This window comes from Streptomyces sp., assembly GCF_050698815.1.
In the GTDB taxonomy this organism is placed as follows: Bacteria; Actinomycetota; Actinomycetes; order Streptomycetales; family Streptomycetaceae; genus Streptomyces.
This window is the reverse complement of sequence record NZ_JBOHCV010000484.1, coordinates 1-7,156: the sequence shown is the minus strand read 5'-3', so window position 1 is coordinate 7,156 and position 7,156 is coordinate 1. Positions and strand designations below refer to the sequence as shown.

General features: G+C 72.3%; 8 protein-coding genes and 1 pseudogene. 1 reads left to right on the top strand and 8 read right to left on the bottom strand.

Going from position 1 to position 7,156, the window contains the following annotated elements; translation table 11 throughout:
- From ACRDP3_RS17440 to ACRDP3_RS17420, 5 genes and pseudogenes are all read right to left on the bottom strand, one after another.
- Positions 1 to 221, bottom strand: a pseudogene (locus ACRDP3_RS17440) (hypothetical protein); the annotation flags it as partial.
- Positions 222 to 328: 107 nt separating this feature from the next.
- Positions 329 to 1,330: an N-acetylglucosamine kinase gene (locus tag ACRDP3_RS17435; protein ID WP_431517881.1), complete on the bottom strand. Its 1,002-nt coding sequence runs from the start codon at positions 1,328 to 1,330 to the stop codon at positions 329 to 331.
- Positions 1,327 to 2,004, bottom strand: a complete 678-nt coding sequence (locus tag ACRDP3_RS17430; RefSeq protein WP_431517880.1) for a uracil-DNA glycosylase — start codon at positions 2,002 to 2,004, stop codon at positions 1,327 to 1,329. Before ACRDP3_RS17430 ends, ACRDP3_RS17435 begins: the two co-directional genes overlap by 4 nt.
- Before the next feature lie 62 nt (positions 2,005 to 2,066).
- The gene (locus ACRDP3_RS17425; protein WP_431517879.1) at positions 2,067 to 3,176 is read right to left on the bottom strand and encodes a WD40/YVTN/BNR-like repeat-containing protein; all 1,110 of its coding nucleotides are present in this window, start codon (positions 3,174 to 3,176) and stop codon (positions 2,067 to 2,069) included.
- A gap of 91 nt (positions 3,177 to 3,267) precedes the next feature.
- The gene (locus ACRDP3_RS17420; protein ID WP_431517878.1) at positions 3,268 to 3,942 is read right to left on the bottom strand and encodes a TetR/AcrR family transcriptional regulator; all 675 of its coding nucleotides are present in this window, start codon (positions 3,940 to 3,942) and stop codon (positions 3,268 to 3,270) included.
- Between the two features lie 352 nt (positions 3,943 to 4,294).
- On the opposite strand from ACRDP3_RS17420, the gene ACRDP3_RS17415 reads away from it, so the two are divergent.
- Positions 4,295 to 4,807: a hypothetical protein gene (locus tag ACRDP3_RS17415; protein WP_431517877.1), complete on the top strand. Its 513-nt coding sequence runs from the start codon at positions 4,295 to 4,297 to the stop codon at positions 4,805 to 4,807.
- On the opposite strand, the gene ACRDP3_RS17410 is transcribed toward ACRDP3_RS17415, so the two are convergent.
- The 3 genes from ACRDP3_RS17410 to ACRDP3_RS17400 form a co-directional block, all read right to left on the bottom strand.
- Positions 4,797 to 5,501, bottom strand: a complete 705-nt coding sequence (locus ACRDP3_RS17410) for a phosphatase PAP2 family protein (RefSeq protein WP_431517876.1) — start codon at positions 5,499 to 5,501, stop codon at positions 4,797 to 4,799. The genes ACRDP3_RS17415 and ACRDP3_RS17410 overlap by 11 nt on opposite strands.
- Positions 5,502 to 5,534: 33 nt before the next feature.
- Positions 5,535 to 6,473: a M56 family metallopeptidase gene (locus tag ACRDP3_RS17405; protein ID WP_431517875.1), complete on the bottom strand. Its 939-nt coding sequence runs from the start codon at positions 6,471 to 6,473 to the stop codon at positions 5,535 to 5,537.
- Positions 6,474 to 6,538: 65 nt separating this feature from the next.
- On the bottom strand, positions 6,539 to 7,156 hold a 618-nt coding region (locus tag ACRDP3_RS17400; RefSeq protein ID WP_431517874.1), incomplete at its 5' end, for a DUF5134 domain-containing protein.

The window sequence follows — 7,156 nt, the reverse complement described above, 5'->3', positions numbered from 1 at the left end:
CCGATGCGCGCGTCCAGACCCGGCAATTCCGAGCGGGCGATGCTCAGGGTCTCCTCGGCGAGGCTGCGGACGCCGCGGGAGGGGGTTCCCGGGACGGCGAGTACCAGTGCGGGGGCGTTCTCGGGGGCGACGACGGGCTCCGGCCGGCGGTGCCGTCCGGGCTGACGTGGACGCGGCATTCGTACAGGCAGGCCATTCTCCGGCCCAGTGGGGGAGCTCATGCGCCCGCATGTTAATGCCTTGATGGGCTTGGCTGTTCGGGCGGGGGAGAGTGGGTGAATATATCCCTTTCGCACCGCGCGTCGCCCGGAGATCTTTGGCGGTTTCCTCAACCGAGAAACAACAGGACCGGGTCGCTGGGCAACGTCAGCGCACCCTCCGCGAGCCGGGCGGCGATGAGCAGCGCACCATCCAGCGGATCGCCGCCCGGCTCCACCGTCCGTGCGTGCGGCAGCCGGGCCGCCAATTCCGCCTCCAGCGGTCCGAGGAGCGGTGCGCCGATGCGGAAGAGCCCACCGGTGAGGGCGACGGTGGCCTTCTTCCCGGCGGGGCCCGTGGCGGGGCAGACCGCGGCGGCAGCGGCGGCGATCTCGGACGCGGCCTCGCGCAGCACCTCCCGCGCGACAGGATCCTCCTCGGCGCACCGGGCGACCTCGGGCGCGAAGGAGGCCAGCACGGCGGGCCGGTCGGTACGCGGGTAGAGCCGGCCGGGGAGTCCGCTCAGCGGTGCGCCAAAGACGGCCTCAGCACGCTCCCGCAGCGCCGCCGAGCCGCCCTCACGGCCGTCGTACGCGCGCATCGCCGCCGCCAGCCCGGCCCGTCCGATCCAGGCCCCGCTGCCGCAGTCGCCCAGCAGGTGGCCCCAGCCGTCGGCCCGCCGCCAGGACCGCAGATCCGTTCCCATGGCGATCACTCCGGTACCGCCCGCGACCACCGCGCCCGGCGATTCACCCAGTGCCCCGGCGTAGGCGGTCACCGCGTCGGCGGCCAGCGCGAGGTGCCGGACGCCGAACTCCCGGGCCAGCGCCCCGGGCAGCTCCGCGCGCAGCGCGCCGCCCAGGGTGGCCATCCCGGCCGCACCCACGCACACGGCACGCAGACGCCGCTCGTGCGCCCCCGCGTCGGTGAGCAGGCCCCGGGCGGCGGGCAGCAGTTGAGCGAGCAGGTGGGCCGCGTCGATGCCCTGGAGGCCCGTACGCACCGGGTCCGCCGAGGAGACCGTGCCCACCGCCGCCGGAGCGCTGCCGTGGCGCATGGCGGCCAGCGTGATCCGCAGCCCCGATCCACCGGAGTCGACGCCCAGTACCCACTCCGCGCCGCTCTCCGTCAAGGCAGCCGCCAGTCCACCGGGTCGGCGCCCTGCTGGGCCAGCAGGTCGTTCACGCGGCTGAACGGCCGCGAGCCGAAGAACCCGCGGTCCGCGGACATGGGGGAGGGGTGCGAGGACTCGACCACGGGCAGCCCGCCCAGCAGCGGGCGCAGATTGCGCGCATCACGCCCCCACAGCACCGAGACCATCGGCCGTCCGCGTGCGGCGAGCGCGCGGATGGCCTGCTCGGTGACCTCCTCCCAGCCCTTGCCCCGGTGCGCCGCGGGCTTGCGCGGCGCCGTGGTCAGTGCCCTGTTGAGCAGCAGCACGCCCTGCCGGGTCCATGGCGTCAGGTCGCCGTTCGAGGGCCGGGGGAGTCCGAGATCACTGTGCAGCTCACGGAAGATGTTCTCCAGGCTGCCGGGCAGCGGTCGCACGTCGGGCGCGACCGAGAAGGACAGCCCCACGGCATGACCGGGAGTGGGGTACGGGTCCTGGCCGACGATGAGGACGCGCACCTCGTCGAAGGGCTGCTGGAAGGCACGCAGGACATGTGCCCCCGACGGGAGGTACGTTCTGCCCGCCGCGATCTCCGCGCGCAGGAACTCGCCCATGAAGGCGATCCGTTCAGCGACGGGCTCCAGCGCCTTCGCCCAGCCCGGTTCGACGATTTCGTTCAACGGTCGTGCAGCCACGGACGGTCACTCTACTGGCTCCCTGACGGCGCTCCACCCGCTCCCTCTCCTTCGGCCGGCCTTCAGTCGATCACCGCCGCCCGCACGCAGAGCACGTCCGGCAGATGCCCCGCCAACTGCTGCCAGCTGTCCCCGTCGTCAGCGCTGGCGAAGACCTCGCCGTTGCGATTACCGAAATAGATGCCCGCCGGGTCGGCGGTGTCCGCGCACATCGCGTCGCGCAGCACCGGACCATAGTGCGCGCTCTCCGGCAGCCCGGCACCCAGCTCCTGCCAGCTCTCCCCTGCATCGTCCGTGCGGTGCACCCGGCAACGGCGCTCCGCCGGAACCCGGTCGGAGTCGGCGTTGAGCGGGAAGACGTATGCCACGCCGCCGCGCCGGGGATGGCTCACCACGGGAAAGCCGAAGTCCGAGGGCAGGCTGTCGCCGATGGAGGACCAGCTCGTCCCGGCGTCGTCGCTGCGATAGACCCCCCAGTGGTTCTGGAGGTAGAGCCGGTCCGGGTCCACCGCGTCCCGTGCCACCTTGTGCACGCACTGCCCGTACGCCGGGAAGCGCTGGCTCTCCGGCAGGAACGACGCCTGCACCCCGCGGTTGCAGGGCTCCCAGCTCCGGCCCGCGTCGGCGGTGCGGTACGCGCCCCCGGTGGAGACGGCCACCGTCACCATACGGGCGTCACGCGGGTCGACCAGGATGGTGTGCAGCCCGAGACCGCCGCCGCCGGGCACCCAGTCCTTCCGGGTGGGGTGCTCCCACAGTTCCCGCACCAGCTCGAAGCTCTGTCCGCCGTCCGCCGAGCGGAAAAGTGCGCCGGGTTCGGTCCCCGCGTAGACCACGTCCGGCTCGTCCGCGCCGCCGGGCTGGAGCTGCCAGACCCGCTCCAGTGAACTCCCGGTCTCCTGCGGGAACCTCAGCGCGGGCTCCGAGGGCTCCGTCCAGGTCGCACCCAGATCGTCGGAGTGGAAGACCGACGGTCCCCAGTGCGCGCTGTCACCGCCGACGAGCATCCTGGGTCCGGCGGCGCGCCGGGTGTCGAAGGCGACGGAATAGACCGCCTGGGCGTTGAAGTGCGGGCCGCCGAACTCCCAGCCCGCCGACGCTCGGGCGCCGACCGCTCTCCGGGCGAGGAAGAGCCCTTTTCTGGTGCCTACCGCGAGTAGTACGTCTGTCATGCCGCACACCGCCTCCGGGACGTCGTTGTCCGATGTGGCTCAGTCTGTACCCGGCCACTGACAACGACCCCACCCGCGACGTCCGCGCAGTTCAGAGAGTATGTTCGCACGACTGCTGTACGGATTGGCGCCAAGCCGTGCCGGGGGTGGTGCCGGGTGGTGTTCCCGGCGGTGGGCTGCCCAGCCGCCACTCCAGCCCGTACCGCCCGAACAGCTCGGCGCGCAGCCGGGATATCGGCATCGGCGCCCCGGGCAGCAGCACCGCGACCACCGCGCCCATCAGCAGCGCGCGCAGCAGTGGATAGTCGGCGTCCGGGTCGGCCGAGCCGTAGCGGGCGACCGTGTCGTGCAGCAGCGTCGCGAGCCGCTGCTGCTCGGGGCACTGGACGAACCCCTCCTGCTGAAGGATCCCCGCCATGTGGGCTCGCATCAGCACCGGCTGGTCGCGTGCGAGTCCGAGGATCGCGTCGATCGCCCGGGCCAGCGATTCCTTCCCGGCATCCGGGCCCTGCGGCACCGGAGCGCGCTCCAGCGCCGCTTCGAGCGTGAGGTGCATGAGCCGGTGCACGGCGGACTGGAAGAGCTGTCGCTTCCCCGGGAAGTAGTACGAGATCAGCCCGCGCGCCGAGCCGGCCCGGTCGGCGATGTCACCCAAGGTCGTCGCCTCGTAGCCGCGCTCACCGACCAGGTCGACGGTCGCCTGCAGCAGGCGTTCGCGTGAGCGTCGGCGCAACTCTTCATTGACCGATGCGCTCCGAGGGGACATGCTGTAGCTCCTACGTTGACTGGCTCGCAGCCAATATACTCAGCATGTCTTCGGACGCGCGCCCCCGACCAGGCGGCGCCCGGTGCGACTGCCGGTATTGGGCGACGCGGGGGATCGCCCAATACCGGTGCTCAGCGGTACTCAGCGGTGAGTACCGGTTCATTTCAGGGCCCTGCTGCTCCGCCGGGGAGCAGACGGGGCCCTCTCTCGTTCACAGTGGTCCCGAACCTGTGAACACCCGGGGCAAGCCTTATTGTTGCTTGTCGGATTCATCACTAGAATGATAATTCCGCCCCGCCGTACCGCGGTTCCCGTCGCACGGCGGTTGGAGCCGGCTCACGAGGGAGAGCGCATGTCGCTCGCAGTTGTGTCGCTCATCTGGGACGCCCAGCACTCCGAATCCGGCGCTCAACGCGTGACGTACGACGACGACGGATACCATTTGGTCCGTTTTCCTTACGAAGGGGAGTCCTCCGACCCCTGGAGAATGCACGACCCCGCCAATGGCGGCGGGCATCCCGCCACGTTTCCGGACCCGCGTTCCGGGCTCATCTACCCCAGCCACGAGGGCTGGGGCCTGGTCTCCGCGATGGTTCACTGGGAGAAGGACGCCGAACCGCACGAGTATCGCGCCCGGTTCGTACGCGACCCGCTCGGTGACGGCTACGACTCGACGGCGACCACTGACGCGGCGGTGACCGGCGGCGGCCAGTACAAGGCATACATGTGGCAGTTCTTCGTCCACCCGGGCACGCCGATCGGTCTCAAGATCTCCGCACGCGGAACGGGCGACACGAAGATCGCCACTGCTCTCACGCACGCACAGCTCAAGCTCGCCATCCACACGGACGTGATCACTCCGTAGGCACTGTCCGGGTCCCCCCGCGCGGCAGGGTGGTCCAGAGGCCGGCGGCCGCCGCCGCCAGTGCCACCCCCAGCAGCGCCCCGGTGAGCGTGTCCGTCAGCCAGTGCACACCCAGCGCGATCCTGGTGAAGGAGACGCCGGCGACCGAGACACAGCCCAGCACCAGCACCAGACCCCGCACCGCCCTTCCCGCACGGGACCGGCGCACCAGCCACAGCAGGAGTACGCACGTGAGGGCCGTCGTCATCGCGTGCCCCGACGGCATCGCGGCGTAGTGCGCGGTGTCGACCGGCTGCTGCCACCGGGGCCGGTCCCGGTCGATGACAACCTTGAGGCCCTGCTGAACGCCCACGCCGACGACGACCGTCGCCACGCACCACAGGGCAACCAGGGCCTCCCCGCGCAGCCACATCCACACGGCCGCCACCGCGATCAGCACCCGCATGGTCAGCGGGTCCCACACCCAGTCGGAGAAGACCCGGTTCGTCTGGGTCCAGGCCGGCTGCGTCAGCGCCCGGGCGTGCAGCCAGTCGGCCACCTCCGCGTCCACCCTCAGCAAGGGCCGCCAGCCCAGCGCGACCAGCACGATGAGAACTACCGCGCAGGCGCCGAGGGCGAGCGCCGTCCGTAGCCAGGGGGCTGCGGGTGGCGGGGAGTTCGGGGGAGGGGATAGGGCGCGCGGGATGCCGTACATGGGTCGATCTTCACGCACCGGACACGTCCGCAGCTATCGCAGCGCGGAGAGTCCCGGCACGAAAGCCACCAGCAGCGGCACGACCGGCACCAGGGCCGCCGCCGCCGTCATCCGCACCCGGCGGCTCACGGGCAGACGCGGCGCCGCGGCCAGCAGGCGGTGCACACGGTGCGGGACTTGGGCCAGCGGCGTCGGGCACGGTCCGAACACCCCGCTGTCCTCGTTGAGTTCGACCAGCGCCAGGGCGATGGTCAGCCGTCCGAAGCGCCGGGAGGCGGCGTCGTCCGCCGCCATCTCGACCAGCCCGTGCACCTGGTCGCGGAACGCCGCGAAGACCGGCACCCGGGGGAAGCCCACGGCGAGTGCCGACGAACAGTGCAGCAGCCAGTCGTGCCGGGCCCGCGCATGCCCCTGCTCGTGTTCCAGGACCGCGTCCAGCTGCCGGCCCTTGAGCCGGCGCAGCGCGGCCGTGGTGATCACCAGTTGTGGTGCGCTGCCGGGCAGCCACCAGGCGTCCGGTTTCGCGCCTTCGAGTACGACCAGCGGGTCACCGCCGGCGGGTTCCTCGCCGGGCAGCCGGGGCGCCCGCGTGCGCAGTTCCGCGTGCCGCTGCCGGCGCCGCATCCGCGCCTCGTGCACCTCGCGCAGCAGCATCGCACCGGTCCACGCGCCGCCGCAGGCCAGCAGCACGGCGAGTGATCCGGCCCATGGCCTGTACGAGCCCAGTCCGTAGGCCGCTTCGACGCCGCTCGGGGCGGGGGCGAAGACGTGCGTCCGTACGACCTCCCAGGCCGCTGCCGCGGACAGCGCCATGGCGAGCAGGCAGCACAGCAGCACGGCGGCGACCACGCACTGCCACACCCACAGTCCGATCACCGGCTCGCGGTCCGGCCAGGACGAGCCGGTCAGCACCCGCGGTGCCACGGCAGCGGCCAGCCCGGCAAGGACGAGCAGTGCCAGCGGGACCATCATGAGCGACACACTATGAGCTCGCGGCTACGCGGCGGTACGCCCGCCGGTACAGAGTGACGCATGCCTCACAGGGTGAGCAGCATCGCGAACATGCCCGTCCCCATTGCCAGTCGGCAGGCCGTCGCCAGGGCGGGAAGGTCCAGGACCGTGCGGCCACAGCCCGAGGCCGCTCCCGCGTGCCCGCCCGCCGTCGCCGCCGCGGGCAGCAGCCGGGACCCGGTCAACAGCACGTACACCGCGAAGTACGCCAGCAGCGCTCCCGTCAGCAGCGGTGACCCGGCCACGGTGGAGCCCGTCGGCGCGTGCGGCGGCACGGCGCCCCCGTGCACCCCGGCCATCGTGAGCGCCATGTACACCATTCCCCCACAGCCCACGAGGTGATGGACGAGGTGCGCGGCGGCGTGCCGCGCCTGCCGCAGCTCCCGGAGCGGCGTCAGCTCCCACCCGGCCAGGCCGCTGAAGAGCACCACGAAAACCGCGGCGGGCACGGCGGGCGCGACGCCGCCCGGCAGCGCCATCGCCGCCATGCCGAGCCCCATCACAGCCTCACCGACGGCGGTCCGCCGGGGCATGCCGGCAGCTCCCCGGGCCCGCAGCAGGCAGGCGGTCGCGGTGAGCGCGCAGAGCGCCGCCAGCAGCCAGCCGACCGTCGCCGAGCCGTGCATCGCCGACCTCCCCGCCCT

Excerpts from the sequence above, each read along its gene's own strand:
- ACRDP3_RS17425 (WP_431517879.1), bottom strand. The coding sequence starts at position 3,176 with ATGACAGACGTACTACTCGCGGTAGGCACCAGAAAAGGGCTCTTCCTC.
- ACRDP3_RS17420 (WP_431517878.1), bottom strand. The coding sequence starts at position 3,942 with ATGTCCCCTCGGAGCGCATCGGTCAATGAAGAGTTGCGCCGACGCTCA.
- ACRDP3_RS17415 (WP_431517877.1), top strand. The coding sequence starts at position 4,295 with ATGTCGCTCGCAGTTGTGTCGCTCATCTGGGACGCCCAGCACTCCGAA.
- ACRDP3_RS17410 (WP_431517876.1), bottom strand. The coding sequence starts at position 5,501 with ATGTACGGCATCCCGCGCGCCCTATCCCCTCCCCCGAACTCCCCGCCA.
- ACRDP3_RS17405 (WP_431517875.1), bottom strand. The coding sequence starts at position 6,473 with ATGATGGTCCCGCTGGCACTGCTCGTCCTTGCCGGGCTGGCCGCTGCC.